Here is a 26,163-nt window from a genome sequence, read left to right on the forward strand (position 1 = left end):
ACGACTTACCGTCGTAGACAACCCCTGTTGTCAGTAAATTACTGTCCAATTTTAATTAAAGCACGCTTGTTCCTAATATTGGAAACAAAACCAGCGAGACAGTTCCAAAAAAATTGATAGTATATGTGATCTGCCAGCGATGGTTTTAGGATTGGGCCTGATATAATGGCCCAGCCTTGGTTTTTCCAGCGTTTCCATTGATATAAATACGCAGAAGGTCTGAACGACAGAAGCGGATATCTCGCCGTTCTTGTGCCGTGAACACGTGCCGCGTCTATGACTTGAAACATGGAATGGCAGAAAAAGTTCGGGCCCGGTCTACAAGATCCGGGCCCGTTGGAACTTGCAGAAAGTCAGTTTGCCTCGCCGGGGCGAATGACTGCCTTGAAGTCATCCCTCTTTGTTTCGGGGCATGGGCGATACCCTGCACGGTAGGCTGCGGTTGCCAGAAGGTGTGCTGATACCGGCGCCGTCAGCAGGAAGAAGATCACCCCCGCCACCGCACGGGTGAAAATCCCCGGATCGGAAGCATGGACAGCAAGCGCCAGCAGCATGACGCCTGAACCGAGGGTACCAGCCTTCGAGCCTGCGTGCATGCGCATGTAGACATCGTTCAGCCGCAAGATGCCGATGGAGGCGACCAGAGCAAACAGGGCGCCGATGACAATCATCACGCCAACGATGATATCAATCCAGGGTCCCATCATTGTTCGGCCTTTCTGCGTTCAATGGTTTCGTCCACTTCGTTCATGATCGCACGATCCCCTGCAACGCCCCGATTGAGGACGAAGCGGGCAAAGGCAACCGTTGCGAGGAAGCCGACAAGTCCGAGGGTGATCGCCACGTCGATGTAAAGATAGTAGGACGTCAGCACGCCGAAGGTTGCCAGAAAGCCGATGCCGACAGCGACCAGCATGTCGAGCGCCACAACCCGGTCCGGCAGGGTCGGCCCCTTCACGGTCCGGATACAGATCAGGATGAAGGACAGGGTCAGGATCGCAAGCGCGATGCGCACACATGCATCAAGAAAGTCGCCCGCAAAAATCTCAAGTGGGGTCATCGAAAGGCCTCCAGAATCTTGCGTTCAAAACCGTTCTTGATGTCGTCGATCGTTCCTTGCGGATCCGGGACATCAACGCAGTGGATGAACAGCGTCTTGCGATCATCCGACACGTCAACGGACAAGGTGCCCGGTGTCAGGGTGATCAGGTTGGCCAGAATGGTGATCTCGAAATCCTTGTCCACGGTCAGCGGGTAGGAAATGATGCCGGGCTCCAGATCGATCTTCGGGCGAAGCACGATCTTGGCAACACGCCAGGAAGACAGGACCAGTTCATAGATGAACAGGATCGCCAGACTGACGATCTTGCCGGACCGTGAGAAATAGGCCGACGTTCCGACCTGCTCGCGGATGAGGAAGAGAGCGCCGGTTCCCAAAAGGAAACCGAACACCAGATTGACGACGGAAAAGCTTCCCGTCACCGCTCCCCATGCGAGCGAGAGGAGAACATTGATCAGAAACAATCCGGTCATTGTGCACCTCCAAAGACAGAGTTGAGATAACCGGACGGATCAACGTTACCGATCGACCCGTAGGCGGACAGAGTGAACATGCCTTCCGGCTGGATACCGAAATAGATCACCAGAGCGGTGAGAATGCAGATCGGGACCCAGACCGCTGCCGGGGTCAGCAACTTGCTGGTAGCAGGCAGGGCAACGGCAGTGCCGTCTGCAGTCCCTTCCGGACCACCGCGCCAGAAGGCGTAGATCCAGATCCGGCCCATGGCGATGGTTGTCAGGAAGCCGCCAACGAGGATGGCAACGGCAACCCAGGTGCGTCCGGTGACGATCGCAGATTCAACCAGCATGACCTTCGGCCAGAAGCCGGAGAACGGCGGCAGGCCGGAGACGGCAAAGGCCAGAATGAGGAAGATCGCCGCGAAGGCCGGGCTGGCGGCATAAAGCCCGCCCAGCTTGCGAAGATCGTAGCTTCCGCCCATCTGCTGCATGACGCCGGCAACCATGTAGAGTGCCGTCATCACGATGATCGAGTGAACTGCGTAGAAAATTGCACCGGAGATCGCCAGCGGTGTTCCGATTGCAAGACCTGCCAGCATGGAGCCGATACCCGCGATCACGAGATATCCGAGCGCGCGGCGAACTTCGCTTTGGGCAATGGCACCAAGTGCTCCGACGATCATCGTTGCAATCGCCACGACGGCGATCAGGTCGGCCATGTATTCGCGCGAGGCCGGCATGATCATGACGAAGATGCGCAGCAACGCGTAGACACCGACCTTGGTCAAAAGACCTGCAAAGACCGCGGAGACGACCACGTTCGGCGTGTGATAGGACGCCGGAAGCCAGAAGTTCACCGGGAAAGCAGCCGCCTTCATGGCGAAGGCCAGAAGATAGAGCGCGGCAACCGTTGCCAGTGTTCCGTGGGCCGGAGCATCCAGCTGGGAAATCTTCATGGCAATGTCGGCCATGTTGAGCGTGCCGAGGATGCCGTAGAGAAGACCCGTGCCGATCAGGAAAAGGTTCGTGCCGATCAGGTTGAGGATGCCGTATTTCACGGCCCCATCCAGCTGCGGCCGGTCATTACCGAGAACAAGAAGGCCGTAGGAGGAAATCAGCAGCACTTCGAACCAGACATAGAGGTTGAAGATATCCCCGGTCAGGAACGCGCCGCACACACCTGTCATCAGCAGGAGCAGGAACGGATAGAAGCCGTAGCGCCGCCCGGTGCTGCCCACGGATGAGGCCCCGTACATGCCCGCGCACAGGGCGACGACAGACGCGATCAGCGACATGGTCGCGCCCAGCGTGTCCACCGTGAAGGCAATGCCGAAGGGCGGCAACCAGGAGCCCATCACCATGGTGATGACGCCCTTGTCGAGCACCCTGAGCAGCAAACCGCCATTGGCGAGCACCAAGAGCGTCAGGAAGATGAGACCGAGTTTCGGCTGTGCATTGGTGTTCTTGCGCGCCATCAGGCACACCGCACCGCCGATCATCGTGATGACCGTCGGAGCCACCACCAGCCAGTCACCTGCAGATACAGGTGTCAGGTTCCAGGCAGCGGAAAAGTCGACTTCAGGAGAAGGATAGGAACCGGCCATGTCAGATCAATATCCTTGCGGAGGAAGAGGGTCGTTTTCTGGTTCGGCAACGCGCATTTCGTTCACATCGTCCGTTCCCAGCTCCTGATAGGCGCGGAAGGCCAGCACCAGAAGGAAGGCGAAGAAAGAGAACGAAATCACGATTGCCGTCAGCACCAGGGCTTGTGGCAGCGGGTTGGCTGTCATTTCCGCAGGCAGATAGAGATCTGCCGGAATGACCGGGGGAACCTCACGGGTCAGCCGTCCGTTGGTGAAGATCGACAGGTTCACCGCATTGCCGAGGATCGCGACACCAAGCAGCATGCGGACCAGCTGCTTGGAGAGCATGAGATAGATCGAAACGGTAAAGAAGATACCGATCAGGATCGCAAGACCAAGTTCCATCAGTCGCTCTCCCTTTCTTCCAGAGCAAGGGCAATGGAGCCGATGGCACCAACCACCACGAGATAGACACCGATGTCGAAGACCAGCGGGGTCGACAGTGCCACGTCCACGTCGAAGAACTTGAACTCAAGCCACTGGCTGGTCATGAACGTCTGCTTCTTGAACAGGGACGGCAGACCGGACAGCGCCGCGATGAACAGGCCGAAACCGGCAATGCTCATCGGGTGAACGACGATTGCCCGGCGCACGGATGCAACACCGCAGGCGATACCGAAGATCGCCAGCGCGGACGCCGCGATCAGTCCGCCGATGAAGCCCCCGCCGGGCTCGTTGTGCCCGCGCAGGAGAACGAAGATCGAGAACAGCACCATGAGCGCGGAAAGGTAAGGCGCGACAGTGCGGAAGATGACGGTACGCATCAGGCGGCCTCCCCCTTCTTTTCAGGCGCCGGATCGGCGTCCTTCGGCCTTGGGGTATGAACCCGGATAAGCGCAAGGACGCAGAGACCGGCCAGTGTCACCACCGCGATTTCGCCCAGCGTATCAATGCCGCGGAAGTCGACGAGGATAACGTTCACGATGTTGCGGCCATGCGCGATGGAGCGGCTGTATTCGGTGAAGAAGTCCGACAGGCTCCGGTCAAACGGCTGCTGGGTGATGGCGATCAGCGTCAATGCCAGACCAAGACCAACGGCGAGCGCGATGACGCCGGTGACCAGTGCCGCTCCGCCCGAACGATGGTCGCGCGGGGTCAGGTTGAGACGCGTCATGACGAGGGCCAGAATAACCACCGACAGGGTTTCCACCATCAGCTGAGTGAAGGCCAGATCCGGCGCGCCATACAGCATGAAGATGATGGCGACCGCAAAGCCCTGAATACCCAGAGACACAATGGCTGTCAGACGGGTCTTGGCCACAAGGACGGCAATCAGGCCGATCACCGCGATCAGGAAGATGCCCCACTCATAGAAGTGGTAGGAGGGCATCTTCGGCATCGCTGGCCAGCCACCCGTCAAGTAACCCGGCAGGAGAACCGCAACACCGGTGACGATGAAGGTCAGCGCCATGTAGGTCTGCATCTTGCCGTTCTGAAGGGCACGGGTGATGACCGAGGACAGGGAAACGATCTCGGCAATGACCTGATCGAAGCCCTTGTCCGGTCCCCAACTCCGCAGCGGGCCAGACAGAATTGCGGCGACGAGTGCCCGCAGGCGATCCAGCTGCCAGAACAGGACGAGGCCAAGTGCGACGGTCGCCATGGACAGCATCAAGGGCACATTGCCAATGAAATATGGCGGCACGAGATGCAGCTCGACTTCGGTCGGCTTTCCAACGAGTGAGGAGAGCATCGGACCGACGAAGAAATGACCGGTGAACAGGGTCGTCAGAGCCAGCACCAGTCCGAGGAAGGACAGTGTCACCGGCCCGGCGAAGAGCAGAATCGGCCCTTCATGGGCGTGCTTGGGTGTTTCCACTTTCGGCCCAAGGAACGGCTTGATCGCAACGGCGGCGGCAATGACCAGCATCAAGGCATTGCCAACGACGGCAGTAATCGTCAGCCAAACGGCGGCACTCGGGGCGCCCGTGGTGCCGTAATACAGCACTTCCTTGGCAATGAAGCCGATAAACGGCGGCAGGCCCGACATGGAAAGCGCAGCAAGGCAGGCAGCAGTGAACGTGATCGGCATCGCGCCACGCAGGCCACCCAATTTGGTGACATCTCGGGTACCCGCCTCGTGATCAATCGTGCCGGCGACCATGAAGAGCGCGCCCTTGAACAGCGAGTGCGCGATCAGATAGAGCACCGCCCCTTCCAGAGCCCGTTCATAGCTTGTGCCGACCAGCATGACGAGAAGGCCAAGCGAGGCAACCGTCGTATAGGCGAGCATCAGCTTCAGGTCTGTCTGGCGAACGGCGAGGATCGTACCGACGAGAAGCGTTGCGCCACCGAAAACCGGCAGAACCGTTGTCCAAAGATCAGTGTCACCAAGCAGCGGATGCATGCGCATCAGGAGGTAGACACCGGCCTTGACCATGGTTGCCGAGTGAAGGAACGCGGAGACCGGGGTCGGCGCTTCCATGGCGTTGGGCAACCAGAAATGGAACGGGAACTGCGCAGATTTCGTGAAGGCGCCGCCGAGGATCAGGAAGAAGATCGGGACGTAGAAGCCGCTTTCGCGAATGATGTCGGGCGACTGCAACAGGACGGACATTTCCACCTGCCCCGTCACCGTGATGATCATCAGGAAGCCGGCCAGCAGGACCAGACCGCCGCCGCCGGTCACCACCAGCGCCTGAATGGCGGCACGGCGGGAGGCGGCACGAAGGTGATCGAAGCCGATCAGCAGGAAGGACGTGATGGACGTCAACTCCCAGAAGATGAACAGCGTGAACAGGTTGTTGCCCAGAACAAGGCCAAGCATCGCCCCCATGAACAGGAACAGGAACGAGAAGAACCGTCCCTGCTGCGGATGGCCTTTGAGGTATCCGCCTGCATAGAGAATGATGAATGTCCCGATGCCGGAGATCAGCAACGCAAAGACGGTCGACAGACCGTCAACGAAGAAGGACAGATCCACCCGGTAGATCGGAGCCCATGATCTCGAGGCCACGAACGTCTCACCGTTCGAAACCGGGCCAACAAACCCGGCGAAGTGCCAGAAGATCCAGGCAGGCACCAATGCCAGCAGCCAGGCTGCATTGTGCTTCAAATGCCGAGTGAGGAAGGGAGCGATGGCGGCGGCCAGGAAGGGCGCCAAAACCGCTAGGAGAGTGGTGTCAATCGCAGATTGCGTCATGCTGGTCCGAGTTCATGTTCGGTGCGGATGACGATGGGCGAGTACTTTGAAATAACGGCGCCCGGCACCCAGACTGGAAGGCCCAAGAGATATGGTTTTTACTTACGTCCTAGAGGGTTGGCACGCAACCGTTAGAAAAACGTTTCCAGATAACGGACACTATTAATTGTGGGTTTCCCCGCTAGATTTGAAATCTTGCAACAACGCATAGTCAAACCCCCTGAAAATTATCATTGTTGGCCGATATAGGTTCGGGGCTTTTCTTGTTCAATCGATTCTGGGTCGCTGTTCTTCTCACCAGCGATTGAAAGCCCCCGCCCCCACGCCTTTCCAGACGCTAGCACAGGCAGAAGACCGCGACAAACCTGAGATTCCGTCAATATGGACTGCGACAATCTGTTCCGCTCCGAGTCTCTCTCAAATAAAGATAGAGCGGCAGGGCACAGGACAGTCCGACGGTAAAACCGGCAGGCAAGACCATCCACCACGTCCGCACGCCAAGATGTCTTGCATCCGCAAAAGACCAGACCCAGAAGACAAAAATCGAGATCAGAACATCAGCCGAAAATCCGCCTGCTGCTCCGTTTGCAAACAGAGACTGGAGGAACAGCGGCACATCCAGACCGTTTTCGGCGAAGAATCGGGAAAAGAAGACCCAGGGAATCACCGTCCCGACGATTGTCATGACGAGATAGAAAGTCTTGAGGGACATAGTGATGGTCCTTAGGCTGTGTGGGCGACTTGGAGATGCATTTCGCCAGGAAATGCTTTGATCACTCAAATTGATCGGATGGCGGGCAAAGTTTCATTGGTGCTGACAACGCACTCCTGCTAGCGCTAGTCTTGGCCGAAACTCAAGAGCTTCCTGCATGTCAGCATCCGGAACACCCACTGATCCTTACGCCCCCGACGGCACCTACGCCTGGTTTCGGCTGGCGATTTGCATCATCCTGTCCACAGTCGGTGGTGCAGGCATGTGGGCGATTGTCATCATCCTGCCCTCTGTGCAGGCGGATTTCGGCGTGGATCGTGCGGATGCCTCCCTGCCCTACACCATGACCATGCTGGGTTTTGCTGCCGGCAACTACCTGATCGGACGTCTGGTTGACCGGTTCGGGATCGTCTTGCCGGTTCTCCTGTCGGCGTTTTTTCTCGGCGCAGGTTTTGTGCTTGCTGCGCTCAGCCCCAACATTCTGCTCTTCACGCTGGCACAGGGCCTTCTGGTCGGTCTGGGTACGGGAGCAACTTTCGGCCCCCTGCTTGCCGATCTGTCCCACTGGTTCCAGCGCCATCGCGGCATTGCCGTCGCCTCGGCAGCGTGCGGCAATTATCTTGCAGGCGTGCTCTGGCCATCCTTCATCCAGTGGGGGTTCACCTTCACCGACTGGCGCACCACCTACATGATGATTGGCGGGCTTTGCGTTGCGATCATGGTGCCGCTCACCTTCTTCCTGCTGCGCAAGCCGGACCACGATCTTTCCGGAGGCCATGCGTCTGTGCTTGGCCGGTTCGGTCAGCTGTCTCCGCAACTCAGTCCGGCGAAGCTGCAAATGCTTCTGGTTCTGGCCGGGCTCGGCTGTTGTGTCGCCATGTCCATGCCACAGGTTCATATCGTCGCCTATTGCGTGGACCTTGGCTTCAACGTGGCGCAGGGCGCGGACATGATCGCACTCATGACCGGCTTTGGCGTGATCAGCCGCCTTGCCTCCGGTTATCTCGCCGACAGGATCGGCGGCATTCGGACCTTGCTGCTTGGCACCTTCTTACAGTGCGCAGCGCTGTTGCTGTTCATCCCCTTTGACAGCCTTGGTTCGCTCTATGTGATCTCGATGATCTTTGGCCTCTCGCAAGGCGGCATCGTGCCGAGCTATGCGGTGATCGTGCGCGAGTATCTGCCCGCCCGGGAAGCCGGACAGCGCATTGGCCTTGTCATGATGTCCACCATCCTGGGCATGGCGCTTGGAGGCTGGCTGTCAGGCTGGATCTACGACCTGACCGGGTCCTACGACGCGGCGTTCATCAACGGCATCGCCTGGAACCTGATGAACATGGCCATTCTGGTGTTTATCCTGAGGAATGCGCGCGGACGCGGCGGTGAACCGGTTCCGGCTTGAAGGTTGGTATTACCCCTGCCGTCGCAGCAGCCAGATGAAGAAGAGACCGCCGATCAGACCGGTGACGATACCGATGGGAATGTCTTCCGGTGCCATGAGCGTGCGCGAGAGAATGTCGGCCCAGATCAGGAAGATTGCGCCTGCCAGCATGCTTGCCGGGATGACGCGTGAATAGCTTCCGCCAACGAGAAACCGCACGATATGCGGGATCATCAGGCCAACAAAGCCGATCATGCCCGAAAAAGCCACCATGACGCCGGTGATCAGTGCCCCGACGACGAAAACCGTCAGACGGAACCGCGCCACCGGGATGCCAAGCGTGGAGGCTGTTTCGTCGCCAATGGTCATCGCGTTGAGATCCCCCCCCCGCAGCCATAGAAAGGCCGAGCAGAGCACAAGGACCACCGACGGATAGACCAGATGCTCCCATTGCGCGAGCCCCAGCCCGCCCAGCATCCAGAACACCACCGTGTGCGTCGCCCGCGGGTCTCCTAGGAAAATCAGCGTGTTGGCGAAGGCCATGATGATGAAGGAGACCGCCACACCGGCCAGCACGAGCCTGTCGGCGCTGGTGGCCGCTGCAAAGCGCGTGACGCACAAAACCAGCAGCGTCGCGCCAAGAGCCCCGACGAAGGCCATGAACGGCACCGTCAGAAGTCCGAGAAACAACCCGGTATGCATCAATGCCAAAATGGCCCCGAAGGCGCCGCCGGAGGAAATGCCCAACAGATGCGGATCGGCCAGCGGATTGCGGGTGACCGCTTGAAGCGCTGCCCCGACAACGGCCAGTCCTGCGCCGACAAGACCGGCCAGCAACACACGCGGAAAGCGGATATCCCACACAATGGCTTCGCGCCCTGTCGACCAGGCCACTTCCACTGTTCCTGGAAAAAGCTTGCTTGTGACAATGCCGATAACCGTATCCGCCGGCACCGACACAGCCCCGACCGAGACCGCCATCACGATGGAGGCCAGCAACAGACCGAAGCCGCCAACCATCGCCTGGCCGAAACCGGTGGGACGAATGGCGATCGCTCGCGCATCTGTCCGGCGCAGCTCGACCTCTTCGGTGTCGGTCCGGTCTGTCATGAGTGTCACTCTCCCCAGAAGCCGTTGCCAAGCTTCTTTACGGCATCGATGTTGCGCGGCCCCGGAGTAGCCTCGGCATAGTCGAGCACCACGAAACGGTCGTTCTGTACGGCAGGAATATCAGCAAGGGCCGGGCTGGTCTTCAGAAAGTTGATCTTGTCTTGCGCAGTGACGCTGCCATAGTTGACGATTACAATGACGTCCGGGTTGCGGTCGACCACGCTTTCCCAGTCTACCCGCGCCCAGCTTTTCTCGAAATCATCCATGATGTTGACGCCGCCGGCAGCCTCAATCAGCGCGGTCGGCATGGCATAGCGACCAGCCGTGAACGGCTTGTCCTCGCCGCTGTCGTATACGAAGACTTTCAAAGGCTCGCCGGTGATTTTGAGCCCTGAGGTAAATTCCTCAAGCTCCGCCCGATAGGCGGCCACAAGGCTTTGTGCCTGATCCTCGACGCGGAAGATCTTCCCGAGGTTGAGAAGGTCGTTATACATGTCGTCCATCGACACTTTCGGCTTCTCGCCAATGTGAATGCAGGACTCCGTCAACTCGTAGACCTTGATGCCGAACGGCTCCAGAGACTCCGGTGTGACTTCTCCGCCCACCTTCATTCCGTAGTTCCAGCCGGCGAACAGAAAATCGGCGTCCGCGCCAATCAGCACTTCCTTGGTCGGATATTTTTCGGAAAGCTCCGGTAATTCCTCGACCGCTTCCCGCGCCTCTTCATCCAGGGTCTTCCAGCCGGACACACCGGTATAGCCGACCATGCGATCGCGCAGGCCAAGAATGAGCATCATCTCGGTGAGATTGGAATCGTTGGAGACCGCAGCCTTCGGCGCAGCATCAAACGTTACGGTCCTGTTGCAGCTTTTGATCTCGACGGAAGCTAGAGCGGACGTTGCAAGGAGGGAAAGGGCCAGAGAGGCCAGAAGGGATTTCATGGTGTTCGTACCTTGGGATCAAAGAGAAAACGTGAAGTGCGGGTCGCCGCTCGGTTGCAGGGTTTGAATACTGGTGCGAACCGAAAAGGCGGTCTCCACACGCTCTGGAGTGAGGACTTCTTCCGGGGGGCCAAAGGCAAGGGCCTTGCCATTTGAGAGCAGAAGCAGGTCATGGCAGAGCGAAGCAGCCATGTTCAGATCGTGCAGGCTCGTGACGATGGTGATGCCGAGGCCACGCACGAGGGCAAGAATTTCCAGCTGGTGGCGGATGTCGAGGTGGTTGGTCGGCTCGTCCAGCACCAGAAGTTTCGGCTCCTGCGCCAGAGCGCGGGCCACCATCGCGCGTTGCCTTTCCCCGCCGGACAGGGTGCCAAGCCGTCGGCCCGCCAGCGGCAGAAGCTGCATGCGCTTGAGCGCACCTTCCACGATTTCCGCATCCCGTGCCCCGCCCCGAGCAAGACCGCTTGCATGCGGCGCGCGGCCCAGCGCCACGATTTCGCGCACGGTCAGCGCAAAATCGGTCGGCTGCTCCTGCAAAACGGCAGCAATGTTGCGGGCAACCTCGCGCGCATTCATCGACCATATGTCGGAGCCATTCAGAATCACCCGCCCCTGACGCGGACGGTTGAAGCGATAGAGAAGGCGCAACAAGGTGGATTTTCCCGCCCCGTTCGCCCCGACAACGCCGAGGATATGGCCGGGTTTGAGCGTGAAGGACAGTGGGTGCAGCAGGACGCCCTTGCGGTCCGGACCCCATGTCACTTCATCGACAGTCAGCTCCGCAGCGCTCATGCTCCGGGCCCCTTGATGGCTGGTATGCGGGCCAGAGCGGTCCGCCGCAATTTTCCGGGTCGGTCCTTCGATATGCACCACCCGTCTTCAATCTCGCGATATTGGTGCGCAAAGGTCAGGAGATCGGCGACATCCTCGTCCGGCGCCATGTCGCCAAAGAGATAGGTTGCCTTGCCCTCGGCACGAAAGGCCACCGTGCAGGATCTTGAACAGCCCGCCATGCACTCCGGTCCGGCAATCGAGAACGCTTGGCTTAGGGTCGCGTCCCTTGCCAGTGCGCCGCTCAGCTGATCAAGGAGTGCCTTGCCCGGACGCTCTTCGCTGCCCGCCTCTCGGCAGGTGGTGCAGACGATGATCGCATGGGATTTACCGGTCATTGGCCGCATCCAGGTTGGTCAGGTTATGTAATGTTATTACATCACACAACTGATGCCTGTCCATGCCTTTTTCTGACCTGTCCGGAGCCATTGCACGGCCCGCGCGTATGCCAAGCGGCTTCAAAAGCTCGCGCATTTCTGAAAGTCGGGAGTTTCTGTACCCGTTTCCTCGTTTCATATCGCCCTCCGCGATTTGCGGGGCCATGAAAAGAAACCGGGTCTGGAGCAGAAGGGCGGACACTCGTCCGCGCTGTTGTCATAACCTGCGGCTTCTTGTCGGACACCCCGCCCGATTTGAAGTTCATCCGCTGATGGCAGGTCTCCTGACTTGCGGGTCGCCATGCTGCCTGCGCCTTCCCGGGTCTCCTCCCAGTGGCCTTCCTGCAGGTGCACTCGCCGCTCACAGTTGCGGGGGCAGTCACGGATTTGGTGGCTGATGCCTACGCCTCACCGTGTTCCCTTTTAATGCCAGAGAGAAGCTTCTTTCTGACAACCATTGCGTCCTTTGTTCATGTCTTCGGAATCGCGGGATGTCAATCTCTTCCACGCATTTATGACCGTTTCGCAAGGCTGCGCCCGAACCATGAAGGACCAAGCCGATCTTGCTCTCTTGATGAAGCTCGGCTTGGACTTGCAATTGACCTTATTGGCTCAAGAAACTGACCAGATGTTCATAAGACGAGCGAATTGATTTTTAATTGCCAGTGACAATCGAAACTATCAAGCCACCGAATACCCATGGTGATTTTACGATCGATATACTGCAGGCAGTCTCGCTCCCTGCAAAGTAAGCCATCATGACCGAAGCCCTCCCGATCTTCCACGAAGCTTCCATCTCCGGCATGCGAAAGGCAGGCACCGCCTTCAGATCATGGAATCGGTTAATCCGCTTCCTTGCGATGATTGCCCTCATATTGGCGGCAACACTTGCAAGCGCAGCATGGGCACAAGACAGCATCGATGGTCTTGCCGCGCAAAAGGCCGATGCAGACACCTACCTTACGCTCACGGATCAGCAGGTCAGACAAATCCTGCTCAACGAGATCAAGGAAAAGCGTGCCGACCAGCCTGAACAAAGCGCGGTCTTCAATCCTGCGAAAATCGCCCATTTCTTCAATTCGACGCTAGGAGACTTGTCGAAACATGGCCGCGAGATCTTTGGAGCCTACCAGGAACTGCCCGGAATCTTCTCGAGAGGCTTCGACGCCTTCAGCAAAGACCAGTCACCGGGATCGGGTGGACGGTTTGTTGTGGCGTTGTTCGTTTCACTCGCGATTGGCGGAATAGCGACAGTCGGGTTCTGGCGTTTTCTGGCGGCCGGAAACGGGCCAGTCTCCGAGCAACAGACACTTTTGCCCAGCGCCTTTGACAAGTTGTCCTTGCACGCCAGCGCCATCTTTCGGCAGATCCTGTCGATCTGTCTCTTTGCGGCGACGGCCTCCCTCATCTACTTCGTCTTCTTCGATGAAAGCGCAAAGAATAGGCTGGCATTTGTCTTCTACCTCGTGCCGATCTGTCTGTTCTGGTTCGCCACCGCCTTCCTGACCGCTTTCTATTCACCTGGAAATGAGCGGTTGCGGCTGCCATCCTTCACGAATGATCAGGCACTGAACCTTTTCGCCACAATGCTGATAGCTGTCGGGTTTGGTGCATTTGCGTTCTTCACCTGCGCCTTGATCAACACCCTTGGCGTTTCCGGTCCGGTACACGACCTTTTCCTCGTCACCGTTACCGGTATTGCAGCGCTGCTGATGTCGCTGTCATTTGCGCTGAACCGTGCGGCGATCGAGCAGGATCTGAACGTTGGCCCGTCGAGAAGCCGAAGCAGGTTCGCACGATACTGGGCAGGCTTTTTGATTGCACTTCCGCCACTCGTCTGGGCGCTGCTGGTCATCATGGAGCTGATCGGCGATGCGGTTCCTTATGGTGCCGGTTTACTCACGTTGCTTCTTGCCGGCGTCTATCCGCATATCGATGCTCTTCTTGTCCGCAGCGAACTCGACCTCCAACAGGACAAGGAACGCGGTTTTTCCTACGCCCTCATCAATACACTCCGTCCTTTGGGAGCAGCCCTGATTGCCATCGTGTTTCTGGCGTCTTGGCACCTGTTCGCCGTGGCCGGGCTTTCAGAAGACGATAACGGGTTGCGCCAGTACTGGAACACGCTGGTCAACAGCCTGTTTTACATTCTCGTGGGCCTATCCCTCTGGAACTTCAGCAACATCTATATTTCTCAGCAAATCGAGAAAGAAGATGCCTTGAGCGGAAACGCGGACGATCTGGGCGAAATGGAAATTGGCGGCACCGGGCTGTCCAGAACCCGAACGCTCCTTCCCCTCATAAAGCGCGCAATACAGGCACTGGTGATAGCCACGGTCTCCATGGCAATCCTGACCGCTGCAGGTGTAGACATCGCTCCTGTCCTGGCTGGCGCAGGTGTTGTCGGCCTCGCCATCGGCTTCGGCTCGCAAACGCTGGTGCGTGACATCGTTTCCGGGGCCTTTTTCCTCATCGATGACGCAGTCCGTATTGGCGAATATATCGACACCGGTTCGGTCAAGGGCGTTGTTGAACGGATGTCTGTCAGGTCACTGCAGCTTCGACATCACAGGGGCGCGGTTCATACAATTCCGTTTGGCGAAATCCAGACCCTGACGAATTACAGCCGCGATTGGGCGATTATGAAACTCCGCTTCACGGTGCCGTTTGACACAGATCTGGAGAAAGTCCGCAAACTCCTCAAAAAGGCTGGTCAGGAACTGTCCGAAAAGGAAGATATCAAGGACGATTTCCTTCAGCCCTTCAAGGCGCAAGGCGCGGTTGAGGCCAGCGACTACGGCTTTGTGATCAGCACAAAGTTCATGTCCAAACCGGGCAAACAGTTTGTCATCCGCCGCCATGCCTTCGCCACCGTGCAGAAGGTCTTTGAAGCAAACGGCATCCAGTTCGCCCGCCCGACGATCAGTGTTTCTTCCAATTCAGCGAAAGACGACCCCGAAACTGAAGGCGCCGCCGGGCTTTTGGCACACGCCAATGCAAGGAACTAGATCGGGACGTATTTTTGCCGAAGCGGCTCTTCGCAGAATACCCCACGCGATCTGACACTTTCGCGCAGATTGCAGGTCTTCTGACTTGCGGGTCGCCATGCTGCCTGCGCCTTCGCGGGTCTCCTCACCGTGGCCTTCCTGCAGGTGCACTCGCCGCTCACAATTGCGGGGGCAGTCACGGATTTGGTGGCTGATGCCTACGCCTCACCGTGTTCCCTTTTAATGCCAGAGAGAAGCTTCTTTCTGACAACCATTGCGTCCCCTGTTCATGTCTGTGGAAGCGCGGGATGCCAATCAGCAAGGCTGATCGAGGAATCAGGCTGCGGGAATGAGCCTCCGTCAACTCTGCGAATTCAAGAAATATGCGGTTTTCGCCCCCTGCGACCAACTGGCGTCAGTCAAAGCTTATGGCATCTGTACCGAAAGGAGGATTGAACTTACATGTCGTCCAATTTTTCTTACGGACAATTCCCTTCATCACGTGTTTGAAGTTTTCTGGTACAAATTCATCTTTCATATAAGCGAGCGGCTGAAGGGGTATTGTGTTCGCCTGTAGATGCCTCCACTGGTACGCTGACAAAACGTCTCCATCGCCAGAAATCAGCCTCCCAGTTTCTTGGTCAAAACCTGCGGTCGATAATGACTTAAGGCTATTCGCATATTGCCGCATAGCATAGTCGGCACAATTTACTCTCTGTAGATATTTGACCTCAGAGGTCCATCGGAACGGATCTTGAAGCCATGTATAAGTAGCACGTCTTCGCTTATACGATTCTTCTTTGTTACTATCTTGTTCTGGTCTGGCCGCCTCCACATTCTTGAAACTCGCCTCCACGACCTTAGTTGGACGAGAGTATTCTGAACTTTGTGAAGGATACAAAACCTTGAAAGACAAAAAGCCAACACCCAAACCAAGCAAAGGTAAAAAAAGAAAATCAACTAGCTTTTGCAACACTACCCCCCAGCCCTGGACAATATCGACACAAAGTATTTTGACACTGGCTAAAATACCATTTCATCTTCACATACTTCCTTTTCGTAACTAATTAGGAAACACGACCCGCGCGGTGGTGCTTCCACCCCTCACCTGACAAAAATAACGGTGACAAATGGCGTCGGGCGGCTCGAGGCCTGATGGTTTTCCCTTTTGGTCAGAGTAAGTTGCGCAGGATCTAGAACCGTGTGGCGAGCATTATGGACCGCATGTCTATTCCTGTGGTGACCATCGGACTGCTGGTCATTTCCAACCTGTTCATGACCTTCGCCTGGTACGGGCATTTGAAGTTCAAATCAGCCCCGCTTCTGACGGTCATCCTGATCAGTTGGGGGATCGCGCTTTTCGAATATTGTTTTCAGGTTCCGGCCAATCGCATCGGCCATGGCCATTTCAGTGCAGCTGAACTCAAGACAATACAGGAAGTCATTACACTTACTGTTTTTGTTGCTTTTTCGGTCTGGTATCTGAAAGAGCCCCTGCTCTGGAACCATCTGGTGGGTTTTGCGTTCATCGCAGCGGGTGCCTTCTTCATATTCCACAAGTGGTAGCCTGTGATTTCACCGGCCTCTTCCCTTGCCAATTCCGTCCAAAAAACCTAACTCGAATTGCATGACACATATTCCCACGCCCCCACGCGCTGACGCGCGGCCTGTCACCCTTGAGATCAACGGCTTCAAACGTCAGGACGACTATGCCTGGCTGAGAGCGGAGAACTGGCAGGAGGTGATGCGTGATCCTTCGGTTCTTGCAGATGACATCCGCCAGTATCTGGAAGCGGAGAATGCCTATCAAGGTGCCGTCATGGCACCGACCGAGGCGCTGCAGGAAGAGCTCTACAAGGAGATGCGCGGGCGTATCAAAGAGGACGATAGCTCGGTCCCCTCGCCTGATGGTCCCTATGCATACGGCGTGAAATACGTCACCGGCGGACAGCATCCGAAATTCATTCGTACGCCCCGCGATGGCGGCGAGGAAACCGTTCTACTCGACGGCGACAAGGAAGCGGACGGCAAGGCCTATTTCAAGTTTGGCGGCGCTAGCCATTCGCCGGATCACAAGCTGCTGGCCTGGGGGCATGACGAAAAGGGATCGGAATACTATTCCCTGAAGATCCGTGACCTTTCCACCGGCGCGGACCTTGATTATTCCATCGAGGATACCGCTGGCGGCGGGGTCTTCTCCAAAGACAGCAAGCACCTGTTCTATATCCGGCTCGATGCCAACCATCGCCCGTCCAAGGTGTTCCGCCACGAGATCGGGACCGATCCGTCGGCAGACGTGCTGGTTCACGAGGAACCCGATGCCGGGTTCTTCATGGGCGTTGGCGAGACCCAGTCCGGCGATACCATCGTGATCGACATTCACGATCACGAGACGTCGGAAGTCTGGATGATCCCCGCAGACAAGCCGCTGAGTGAACCGATGCTGATCGCCCCACGCGAGACCGGCATCGAGTATTCAATCGAGGATCACGGCGACACGCTCTACATCCTTACGAATGTCGGCGACGCGGAAGACTTCAAGGTCGTCACCGCGCCGAAGTCCGCTCCTGTCCGGGACAACTGGCAGGACCTTGTTCCGCACAAGCCGGGCACCCTCATCCTGTCGCTCACCGTCTACAAGAGCTTCATGACACGGCTTGAACGCGACGGCGGCCTGCCGCGCATCGTGATCCGGTCGCTTGCCGATGGGGCCGAGCATGAGGTTGCCTTTGACGAGGAAGCCTATTCGCTTGGGCTTGGTGGCGGCTACGAGTTCGATACCTCGACCATTCGCTTTTCCTATTCGTCCATGACGACCCCCTCGCAGACCTTCGACTACAATGTCGAAACCCGTGAGCGGGTTCTCCTCAAGGAGCAGGAAGTGCCGTCGGGCCACACGGCGTCGGACTATGTCAGCCGCCGCCTGCAGGCCAAGGCATCTGATGGCGAACTGGTGCCGATTTCGCTGTTCTATCACAAGGACACACCGCTCGACGGGTCCGCTCCGTGCCTGCTTTATGGCTACGGCTCCTATGGCATCACCATTCCCGCCAGCTTCAACACCAATGCCCTGTCGCTGGTGGACCGTGGCTTTGTCTATGCCATTGCCCATATGCGCGGCGGCAAGGACAAGGGCTTCCGCTGGTACAAGGATGGACGGCGGGAGAAGAAGAAGAACACCTTCACCGATTTCATTGCAGCCGCCGACCATCTGGTGGCCGAGAGCTTTACGGCCCACGACCGGATCATCGCCCATGGCGGCTCTGCCGGCGGAATGCTGATGGGCGCGGTGGCGAATATGGCGCCGGAGAAATTCGCCGGGCTGATTGCCGAGGTGCCCTTCGTGGATGTTCTCAACACAATGGTGGACGATACCCTGCCTCTGACCCCGCCGGAATGGCCGGAGTGGGGCAATCCTGTCACCGACAAGGACGCCTACCAGTACATCGCCTCCTATTCCCCGTACGACAATGTGGAGGCGAAAGACTATCCCGCGATCTTTGCAATTGGCGGCCTCACCGATCCGCGTGTGACCTACTGGGAGCCCGCAAAATGGGTGGCGCGCCTTCGGGCCACAAAGACGGGCGACAGCCTTCTCATGCTCAAGACCAACATGGACGCGGGCCACGGCGGTGCCTCCGGGCGGTTTGACCGGTTGAAGGAAGTCGCGCTCAATCAGGCCTTTGCGTTGATGGTGACAGGCAAGGCCTGATCTTCCTATTTGGAAATTGAATTTACGCCGGTCCAAAACCTTGGATCGGCGTTTCTTTATTTTTATTTCCCATTAGAGTTTTTATCGCCCTACCAAAACTGAAGGGAATTTCCATGACACACTCTTCCGTGACGCACATGCTGGCAGGCAAGTTTGCGCGTGGCCTAGCCGTCGCCGCATCTGCCGCCCTGCTCACTTCAACCGCGCACGCTGCCGACATCAGATGGGCGTCGCCGACCGATCCGCAAACCATGGACCCGCATGCGGTCAATTCCGCTGCCGTTCTGGGGTTCCTCAACAATGTCTATGAGGGTCTCGTGCGACGGGACCGGAACATGGCCATTGAAGGGTCTCTGGCGGAAAGCTGGGAACCGCTTGGAACCAGCGGCTGGCGTTTTCACCTGCGCAAGGGCGTCAACTTCCACGACGGGGCAGACTTTACTGCCGAAGACGTGCTGTTCTCCTATCAGCGCGCGTCATCCGAACAATCCGATACCCGCGCCTGGTTTGCATCCGTGACCGAGGTCAAGATCGTCGACGATTTCACAGTCGACTTTCTGACCAGCCAGCCTGATCCGATTTTCCCCGATTCCATTGCGAACTTCCTGATCATGGACAAGGGCTGGGCCGAAGCCCATGGCGCGCAGCTGCCGGCGCGGGATTCCGAAACCTACGCCACATTGTTGACCAACGGGACAGGCCCGTTTCGCCTACTGGATCGGGAACCGGGTGTGCGCACCGTTCTCGTGCGGTTCGACCATTGGTGGGACAAGGTGGAACACAATCTGACACGGGTGGAGTTTCTGCCGATTTCCAACCCGGCAACCTCGGTTGCCGCCCTGCTAACCGGGGAAGTTGACCTGATCGATCCGGTACCGGTGCAGGATGTTGACCGGATTGCCTCGGTCGACCACCTGAAACTGCACAAGGGCATTGAGGCGCGGGTGATCATGCTCGGCTTTGGTCACAAGGCTGAGACGCTGAAATATTCAGACGAGATGACGGACCGCAATCCGTTTCAGGACCCTCGGGTCAGGCAAGCCGTCTCCCATGCCATTCACACCGACGCCATCGTTGACAAGATCATGCGCGGAAACGGCGAAGCCGCCTCCCAGCTCGTCAGTGCCCAGATGAAGGGCTACAGCGAGAAGGCCGCAGGGCGCCCTGCCTTTGATCCGGACAAGGCAAAGGCACTGCTTGCCGAAGCCGGGTATCCGGACGGGTTTTCCTTTGGCCTGATGTGCCCGAATGACCGCTACATCAACGATGAAGCCATCTGCAAGGCCGTTGCGGCGATGCTCGCGAAGGTGGGCATCAAGACAAATCTGACCGCCATGCCGGTTCGCAACTACTGGCAGGAACTGCGGGAAGGCAATTTCGACATGTATCTTCTGGGCTGGTCGCCCGGCACCTTTGATGCAGAACACCCGATCCGTTTCCTCGTTCACACCCAAAACGACGAGAAGAAGCTCGGAAGCTGGAACTTTGGCGGCTATTCCAACGCCCGTGTCGACGAGCTTCTGCCGCAGATCCAGCGCGAGATTGATCCGGCCAAGCGTCAGGCGATGCTGGATGAGGTTGCCCTCATCTTGAAAGACGACACGGTCTATGTCCCCCTGCACATCCAGCCCCTGCTCTGGGGCTCGCAGGGAAACATCGACCTCGTGCAGCGGGCCGACGATTTCGTCATGCTGCGCTGGATCACGGTGAACTGATCTGAAAGTGCGCCGGAACTCCCGTGGTTCCGGCGTTCACGCCGCTGCGCCCCTCTTGGCAAGTTCGCGAAAGAATTGTAGGCCTGAGGCACGTAGCAACGCGACTTGATCGCACCCTTTTTTGGTTCAGGAGATTTTCAATGGCATCGGCTCGATTTGCCCCAAAGCGCTTGGCCGGGCTTGGCCTTGCGGTTCTGCTTTCCGGCGTTCTTGCCGGTTGCCAGTACCAGTCTGCCGAAGACCTTCTCTTCAAGCCGACACCGACCTTCTACAGCATTCCGCAGACCTACGGCACGCAGTATGACTGCCGCAGCTTTGCCGGCCCGGGCTGGAAGGGCACGGTTTCAGGCAAGTATGTCTCTTTCGACCAGACGCGCAATGTCAGCCGCGTTGGCTGCTTCAAGACTTTGCCGGAATGCCAGACATTCCTGACCTATATCGGCGGTTTGATCCAGATCGGCATCTATTCGCGCTGTGAGGAAGTTGGCGTCTGATTGTCGGGCTTATCCGAGAGATACAAAAATGCCCGCCGGTTTGGCGGGCATTTTCTTTTCCATAAGGCTCAAGCCGGATCAGGCATGCAGATCCTGCGTGATATGCGTGCCATCTGGTGCAATCGCATTGGGGTCGACCGCAGGCGACGCCGATGGATCTTCCTTCAGAGACTTCAAGAGCCCCCATGTCATGGCCAGCAGGACGAAGGAGATCGGGAATGCAGCCGCGATGGAAGCGGTCTGCAGGGCACCGAGCCCGCCTGCCAGCAGGAGCACGGCAGCGACCAGACCTTCACCCATACCCCAGATGATGCGGAATGCCTTTGGGGGATCATCATCGCCCATGGAGAGCATGGTGGTGATGACGAGGGTTCCGGAGTCGGACGACGTGATGAACCACGACGCGAGCAAGAAAGTCGCCAGCGCCGACAGTGGCCAGATCATCCAGCTCATGTCGCCCATCCAGGATGTCCGAGCGAGGTTGTCGATCGTGCCATAAAGGGCGGAAGGAAGATTCCAGGCCCTGACAGTCTCGATGACGCCTGCACCGCCTGCTGCACCCGGTCCACCAACTGCATTCATTTCCTGCCAGATGGCGTTGCCACCAAACATGCAAAGCCAGAAGAAGGCGATCAGGGTGGGAACGAACATCACGCCGACCATGAACTCGCGGATCGTGCGGCCACGGGAAATGCGGGCAATGAACATGCCGACAAACGGCGACCAGGAGATCCACCAGCCCCAGTAGAAGATGGTCCATCCACCCTGCCACGCGGCATTGCCGGGCTCATTGGCCGTCCAGAAGCCCATGGGAACCACGTTCCAGATGTAGTCACCAATGGAAGTGATGAAGAAGCTCATCAACCACTTCGCCGGACCAACCGCAACAAAGGCCGCCAACAGGACGACTGACAACCAGATGTTCCACTCGGAAATGATCCGGATGCCGTTGCCAACGCCAGACACGGCTGACAGGGTCGCGATGATGGAGATCACAAGGATAAGCATCAGTTTGGTGAAGATCGAGGGCTCGATGCCGAACAGGACGTTCAAGCCTTCCGCCATCTGGCTCACGCCAAGGCCCAGCGATGTTGCAACGCCAAAGACCGTCCCGAAAACAGCCAGAAGGTCAACAGCGTGACCCCATGGGCCGTAAATCCTGTTGCCGATCAGCGGGAACAGCGCCGAGCGCATGGTCAGCGGCAGCTTCTTTCGGAAGCCGAAATAGGCAAGGCAAAGCCCCACCATCACGTAGACCGACCAGCCGTGGAAGCCCCAATGGAAATAGGTCACCCGCATGGCGTCGACTGCCCGCTGGATGTTCATATCCATATGGCCGTTGAGATCGGCATGGGGATTGTTCGGATAGCCAAACGCACCGGAGTTATCGAAGTAGAAAATCGGTTCGGCAACACCGAAGAACAGGATCCCAATCCCGACCCCTGCAGAAAACAGCATCGAGAACCAGGAGAAATTGCTGAATTCCGGACGGCTGTCGTCGTCCCCGAGGCGCAGCGAACCGTATTTGGAGAACATCAAGTAGACGCAGACGAAGAACATCACCGTCATTGCGGTGATGTAGTACCAGCCGAGACCACTTTCGATCCAGCTGCGCACTGCGCCATAAACCTTTCCGGCAAAATCCACGTTCAAAACAGTAAAAATGACGAAGGCCGCCACCATTCCCTTGGCTGCTATACCCATCCCCGGGTGAAGCCCGGCAAAGAGACCACTCTTTGCCACGAGATGACTGTTCGGATGACTGTCACTCATCTAGTTTTCCTCCCCTACCAACAATGGTTAATGGTAGGTTACCCAGAGGAAGCTGATGGCATGTATGCGACCTACTTTTGTCTAATGCGACCCATTTTGTCGCACCCGGACAAATGATCGACGGCTTTTCTTGTCCGTTGAAACGTTATCCAGCAGTCCGGAAATGTTGACCTAGCGTTCGGGAAGCGCCTTCAGATAAACCGCAATTGCCGCCCTGTCCGAGGCAGCCAAATGGGCCATGTTTTCCTGAACGGAGACCATTTCGCCGCCCACGGAATCGTAGTCCGGCGTGAAGCCGCTTTCCAGATAGTAGGCAATGTCACCCGCGCTCCAGCTGCCAATTCCGCCCTCGCCCGGTGTGATATCCGGGATCTTGCCGTCTCCAACGGGTGCTGTCGCCCCGGCCAGCCAACGGGACTTGTCCAGTCCGCCGATGGCATTGCGCGGCGTGTGGCATTCGCTGCAATGGCCGGGCCCCTCCACCAGATATCGACCGCGCTGCCAGACAGCCTGATCGACGTCGCTGCCGGAAGGCGCCGCGATGACTGGAGCCGGATCAAGATAGAGAAGCTTCCAGAACCCTACGGCACGGCGGATGTTGAACGGAAATCCGATCTCGTGCTCGGCCGCCTTTCCATCAACGGCAGGCAATGTCTTCATGAAGGCGAAGAGGTCCGAGACATCTCCAAGCGTCATGCGGGAATAGGATGTAAAGGGAAAGGCGGGGAAATAGTGTTCCCCCTCCGGCGACGTTCCCTTCAGCATGGCATTGGCGAAGTCTTCAAGAGACCAACCGCCGATCCCGTCTGCCGCGCTGGCGGAGATATTGGGGGCCACGAATGTCCCGAAGGGACTTTCCAGCTTCACACCACCGGTCAGAACCAGTTTGGCCTCGCCCTTTGCGCCGGGGGCCGCGTGGCAGGATGCACAACCACCTGCCCAAAAGAGGGTTTCTCCACGAACTGCGTCCCCGTCTCCGGCCTGTGCCACCTCCTGCGCCGGAAGCGTTTCAGGCGTGCTGAGCAGATAGGCAACTGCTGCTGCAATACCGCCAACAACCAGCAGAAATGCGAGGACCTTTTTCATGGAATCTCCAAAAGAAAATAGTTATCTGCTTCGCAGATGATCTGCGAAGCGGGAGTTATACCAACCTCAAAGGATAAAAACCTATCTGACCGTGTTTGGGGACTGTTCGGCAAGGAACAGGTTGCAGGGCGATATGGTTTATCGTTCAAAACCTGTAACGCAGCAGAACTGTGCCCAAACACGGCCTTCGGTGGCTCGCTCCGGCTCGCCGGACAGCGTTGCGCTGCTTGAACGGCCAGTCAGGCCGTCCTGCGCAGCGCGCCTTGCCGGACAAACCGGACCAGAGCCATCAGATGGGTTCTTATCCTTTGAGGTTGGTATGAATGTCCAATTGCAGAGATCGGGTTACTTGACCCGGTAGCCTTCATGGCAGGACTTGCAGGTTCCAAGGATCGGAGCGAACGAAGCCTTGAAAGCCTCGATGTCAGCCGGACCTTCCTTGCCGGAAGCAGCAGCTGCAGCGTGGGCAGCGCCGGAGAATTTCGCCAGTTCCGCCTCAAACCCGGCCCGATCTTCCCAGATCTTCGGTGCAGCTGTGGTGTCGGCGGCCACATCAGACCCGTCCGGGAACAAGGCACCGAAGGTGTGGCCTGCTGCGTTCATGGTGGCGATGGCGGCCTTGCCGGCGGCCGGTGTGTAGGCGATTTCGCCCTTCATCATTCCGCCGCCAAGACCGGCAGCGGCCCCGACGGACTGCATGACAGCCTTGCGGTCAACAACCGGATTGCCTTCTGCAGCAACTGCGGCAACGCTTGCGGCAGCCAAGGATACGACGGCAGCGGCAATACCATATTTCAAATAACGCATGTGTTTCTCCTCTCAAGAACACTCGCAACGTGAAACCGTGCGAATTTACGTATGGGAATACACTTAGGCATTTCCGTGTTCGAAGGACAAGACACGTCGAAGTGAAACAGTTTCAAACAAAAAACCCCGGCCCATACGGACCGGGGTTTGTTCAATAATTCTTGCTGATTTGGGATCAGGAAGCTGCTTCGTAGAGTTCCAGAACGTAGTCCCAGTTGATCAGGCTATCGACAAATGCCTCAAGGTACTTCGGACGGGCATTGCGATAATCGATGTAGTAGGAGTGCTCCCACACATCCACGCCCAGAAGCGGAGTTGCGCCCAGAACCAGCGGGTTTTCGCCATTCGGGGTCTTCATGATTTCCAGCTTGCCATCCTTGAGCGCCAGCCATGCCCAACCGGATCCGAACTGTGTGGTGCCAGCTGCGATGAAGTCGGCGCGGAACTTGTCGTAGCCGCCCAGATCGCTGTCGATCTTGGAAGCCAGAGCACCCGGAAGGGCCTTGCCGCCACCATTCGGCTTCATCCACTTCCAGAAATGGATGTGGTTGTAGTGCTGACCGGCATTGTTAAAGAGGCCAGCATTTTTGCCGAAGCTTTCCTTGACGATCTCTTCCAGGGACTTGCCTTCCAGACCGCTGTCTTTCAGCAGATTGTTGCCGTTGGTCACGTAAGCCATGTGGTGCTTGTCGTGGTGGAACTCCAGCGTTTCGGCAGACATGTACGGGCCGAGTGCATCATAGGCATACGGAAGATCGGGCAATTCGAAAGACATGGCAAAACTCCCTTGGGTCTGAGGCTAACGGAAGGAGCAACCCAATTCTGCTTCGGCCTTCCGCTTCGGGCTGCAATTTAGGAGCCCGAATGCCAAACGGCAATGACGGAATGCGGAATAAAGAAAATTTTTCTTGTTTTTATTCCTCCGGACAATCACGTATGCACGAATGCGTTCCGCATCAGCTGACTGTCGAACTGATCGGGCACCTCGCCTTCCACCGCATAGATGTAAAGCGCCGCGCGCATGATGGCGCTCAAGGTGGAAATCACCAGATTGGCAAGCACGATCCAGATAATGGCCATGGCCACCAGACCCATTGCCAACTCCGGTGAAGTGGGAGCCAATTGCCCGACCAAGAGAAACACGGGTAAGACGACAATCGTGGCGAACATACTCAGCACGCCAAAACCTACGTGGCTGACAAGGGACTCCCCCCATGTCTTGCGGATAGCTTCGACAGATCGCTTCAAGGCTTCCGTTGGCCCTACACCGTCGACGACCAAAATGGGAACTGCAAAATAGGTAGCCACGGACCATGCAGCCCCAAGCAGCCCGGTCAGAAGCTTGGCAAGGCCCTCCAAGCGGCTTTCAAGGAGCTGAAGAAGCACGCCGACGGTTGCGGTGAGAAGCGCCCACGTCGCGATCTGTGGCAGGTTTTTGATGGAAAGACGGAACCCGTCCGCAATGGTCGGGTTTCCGCCAGAAAACCTGATCAAGGCACATCCGATCAACGCTGCATTGAAAAAGATAATTACGAAGTAACAGGCGAAGTAGAAGCCTAAAGCCAAAACCATATAGAGGATCTGCTGATCAACCTGCTGGCCGTCGCCCGTGTTTTGCGTAAGTGCATCGAGAATACCGGCCTCTTTCAGCGGAATAAACCCGCCGACCAGAACAGCAACAAGTGCAATCGCGCTCATGACAGGAAACAACAGGAGTTCCTTGTCCAGCATGAGCACGCGCCAGCACGGACCTAGCAGACTAAACGCGCGGGAAACCTTGTCAAACATTCACGAGCTCCCAAACCAACCTCCCCTTGACTGCAATAGTTTGATTTACCTTGGGTAAATTTCACTGATTTTCCGCTCAATCGTCACGAAATCGCTCTGTTTGCGTCCAACCATGGCAAACAAGTCCTTACCGACAGGTCTTTTCA

The 26,163-nt window shown here is 57.4% G+C and carries 24 protein-coding genes and 2 riboswitches; of the genes, 6 read left to right on the forward strand and 18 right to left on the reverse strand.

Annotated elements, in window-relative coordinates; genetic code table 11:
• Positions 1–353: 353 nt before the first annotated feature.
• The 8 genes from mnhG to F0155_RS03035 all read right to left on the reverse strand — a co-directional run bounded on the left by mnhG (position 354) and on the right by F0155_RS03035 (position 7,015).
• Positions 354–707: a monovalent cation/H(+) antiporter subunit G gene (mnhG, locus tag F0155_RS03000; RefSeq protein WP_204934383.1), complete on the reverse strand. Its 354-nt coding sequence runs from the start codon at positions 705–707 to the stop codon at positions 354–356.
• A complete protein-coding gene (locus tag F0155_RS03005) occupies positions 704–1,060 on the reverse strand; it encodes a cation:proton antiporter (RefSeq protein ID WP_150522988.1) in 357 nt (118 codons plus the stop codon). Before F0155_RS03005 ends, mnhG begins: the two co-directional genes overlap by 4 nt.
• Positions 1,057–1,533, reverse strand: coding sequence for a Na+/H+ antiporter subunit E (locus F0155_RS03010; protein WP_150522989.1), 477 nt, complete (start codon positions 1,531–1,533; stop codon positions 1,057–1,059). Before F0155_RS03010 ends, F0155_RS03005 begins: the two co-directional genes overlap by 4 nt.
• Positions 1,530–3,122: a Na+/H+ antiporter subunit D gene (locus tag F0155_RS03015; protein WP_150522990.1), complete on the reverse strand. Its 1,593-nt coding sequence runs from the start codon at positions 3,120–3,122 to the stop codon at positions 1,530–1,532. The genes F0155_RS03010 and F0155_RS03015 overlap by 4 nt, the downstream gene beginning before the upstream one ends.
• Positions 3,123–3,128: 6 nt before the next feature.
• Positions 3,129–3,506, reverse strand: a complete 378-nt coding sequence (locus tag F0155_RS03020; RefSeq protein ID WP_150522991.1) for a Na+/H+ antiporter subunit C — start codon at positions 3,504–3,506, stop codon at positions 3,129–3,131.
• A complete protein-coding gene (locus F0155_RS03025; protein WP_150522992.1) occupies positions 3,506–3,925 on the reverse strand; it encodes a Na+/H+ antiporter subunit B in 420 nt (139 codons plus the stop codon). The genes F0155_RS03020 and F0155_RS03025 overlap by 1 nt, the downstream gene beginning before the upstream one ends.
• A complete protein-coding gene (locus F0155_RS03030; RefSeq protein WP_150522993.1) occupies positions 3,925–6,303 on the reverse strand; it encodes a putative monovalent cation/H+ antiporter subunit A in 2,379 nt (792 codons plus the stop codon). Before F0155_RS03030 ends, F0155_RS03025 begins: the two co-directional genes overlap by 1 nt.
• A gap of 376 nt (positions 6,304–6,679) precedes the next feature.
• On the reverse strand, positions 6,680–7,015 hold the full coding sequence (locus tag F0155_RS03035) for a DUF2834 domain-containing protein (RefSeq protein ID WP_150522994.1): 336 nt from the start codon (positions 7,013–7,015) through the stop codon (positions 6,680–6,682).
• Positions 7,016–7,172: 157 nt separating this feature from the next.
• Between F0155_RS03035 and F0155_RS03040 the strand changes: the two genes are divergently transcribed.
• Entirely contained in the window at positions 7,173–8,417 is a 1,245-nt protein-coding gene (locus F0155_RS03040; protein ID WP_150522995.1) for an MFS transporter, read from the forward strand.
• A 9-nt stretch (positions 8,418–8,426) separates the two neighbouring features.
• Here F0155_RS03040 and F0155_RS03045 read toward each other — a convergent pair whose 3' ends face one another.
• The 4 genes from F0155_RS03045 to F0155_RS03060 form a co-directional block, all read right to left on the reverse strand.
• Positions 8,427–9,416, reverse strand: coding sequence for a FecCD family ABC transporter permease (locus F0155_RS03045; RefSeq protein ID WP_192913743.1), 990 nt, complete (start codon positions 9,414–9,416; stop codon positions 8,427–8,429).
• Positions 9,417–9,511: 95 nt separating this feature from the next.
• Entirely contained in the window at positions 9,512–10,447 is a 936-nt protein-coding gene (locus tag F0155_RS03050) for an ABC transporter substrate-binding protein (protein WP_150522997.1), read from the reverse strand.
• Between the two features lie 18 nt (positions 10,448–10,465).
• Positions 10,466–11,239, reverse strand: a complete 774-nt coding sequence (locus tag F0155_RS03055; protein ID WP_150522998.1) for an ABC transporter ATP-binding protein — start codon at positions 11,237–11,239, stop codon at positions 10,466–10,468.
• Positions 11,236–11,616, reverse strand: a complete 381-nt coding sequence (locus tag F0155_RS03060; RefSeq protein WP_150522999.1) for a DUF1636 family protein — start codon at positions 11,614–11,616, stop codon at positions 11,236–11,238. Before F0155_RS03060 ends, F0155_RS03055 begins: the two co-directional genes overlap by 4 nt.
• 296 nt (positions 11,617–11,912) lie before the next feature.
• Positions 11,913–12,129: riboswitch (cobalamin riboswitch) on the reverse strand.
• A 284-nt stretch (positions 12,130–12,413) separates the two neighbouring features.
• Here F0155_RS03060 and F0155_RS03065 point away from each other — a divergent pair.
• Positions 12,414–14,663, forward strand: coding sequence for a mechanosensitive ion channel family protein (locus F0155_RS03065; protein ID WP_150523000.1), 2,250 nt, complete (start codon positions 12,414–12,416; stop codon positions 14,661–14,663).
• Positions 14,664–14,716: 53 nt separating this feature from the next.
• Positions 14,717–14,930, reverse strand: a riboswitch (cobalamin riboswitch).
• Positions 14,931–15,057: 127 nt separating this feature from the next.
• On the opposite strand, the gene F0155_RS03070 is transcribed toward F0155_RS03065, so the two are convergent.
• Complete coding sequence (locus F0155_RS03070; protein WP_150523001.1) at positions 15,058–15,615, reverse strand: hypothetical protein; 558 nt, start codon at positions 15,613–15,615, stop codon at positions 15,058–15,060.
• Positions 15,616–15,857: 242 nt separating this feature from the next.
• Here F0155_RS03070 and F0155_RS03075 point away from each other — a divergent pair, with 242 nt between their 5' ends.
• The 4 genes from F0155_RS03075 (at position 15,858) to F0155_RS03090 (ending at position 20,563) form a co-directional block, all read left to right on the forward strand.
• Positions 15,858–16,208: a DMT family protein gene (locus tag F0155_RS03075; RefSeq protein WP_150523002.1), complete on the forward strand. Its 351-nt coding sequence runs from the start codon at positions 15,858–15,860 to the stop codon at positions 16,206–16,208.
• Positions 16,209–16,269: 61 nt separating this feature from the next.
• Positions 16,270–18,354, forward strand: coding sequence for a S9 family peptidase (locus F0155_RS03080; RefSeq protein ID WP_150523003.1), 2,085 nt, complete (start codon positions 16,270–16,272; stop codon positions 18,352–18,354).
• Between the two features lie 113 nt (positions 18,355–18,467).
• Complete coding sequence (locus tag F0155_RS03085; RefSeq protein WP_208999097.1) at positions 18,468–20,069, forward strand: ABC transporter substrate-binding protein; 1,602 nt, start codon at positions 18,468–18,470, stop codon at positions 20,067–20,069.
• 140 nt (positions 20,070–20,209) lie between these two features.
• Positions 20,210–20,563, forward strand: coding sequence for a hypothetical protein (locus F0155_RS03090; RefSeq protein WP_150523004.1), 354 nt, complete (start codon positions 20,210–20,212; stop codon positions 20,561–20,563).
• Between the two features lie 78 nt (positions 20,564–20,641).
• On the opposite strand, the gene F0155_RS03095 is transcribed toward F0155_RS03090, so the two are convergent.
• The 5 genes from F0155_RS03095 to F0155_RS03115 all read right to left on the reverse strand — a co-directional run bounded on the left by F0155_RS03095 (position 20,642) and on the right by F0155_RS03115 (position 26,017).
• A complete protein-coding gene (locus tag F0155_RS03095) occupies positions 20,642–22,336 on the reverse strand; it encodes a BCCT family transporter (RefSeq protein WP_150523005.1) in 1,695 nt (564 codons plus the stop codon).
• A gap of 171 nt (positions 22,337–22,507) precedes the next feature.
• Entirely contained in the window at positions 22,508–23,422 is a 915-nt protein-coding gene (locus F0155_RS03100) for a cytochrome c (protein WP_150523006.1), read from the reverse strand.
• A gap of 345 nt (positions 23,423–23,767) precedes the next feature.
• A complete protein-coding gene (locus F0155_RS03105) occupies positions 23,768–24,229 on the reverse strand; it encodes a c-type cytochrome (RefSeq protein WP_150523007.1) in 462 nt (153 codons plus the stop codon).
• Positions 24,230–24,404: 175 nt separating this feature from the next.
• Complete coding sequence (locus F0155_RS03110) at positions 24,405–25,004, reverse strand: superoxide dismutase (protein ID WP_150523008.1); 600 nt, start codon at positions 25,002–25,004, stop codon at positions 24,405–24,407.
• A gap of 155 nt (positions 25,005–25,159) precedes the next feature.
• Positions 25,160–26,017, reverse strand: coding sequence for a DUF6159 family protein (locus F0155_RS03115; protein WP_150523009.1), 858 nt, complete (start codon positions 26,015–26,017; stop codon positions 25,160–25,162).
• Positions 26,018–26,163: the final 146 nt, after the last annotated feature.

The organism is Roseibium sediminis (assembly GCF_008711325.1).
Taxonomy (GTDB): Bacteria; Pseudomonadota; Alphaproteobacteria; order Rhizobiales; family Stappiaceae; genus Roseibium; species Roseibium sediminis.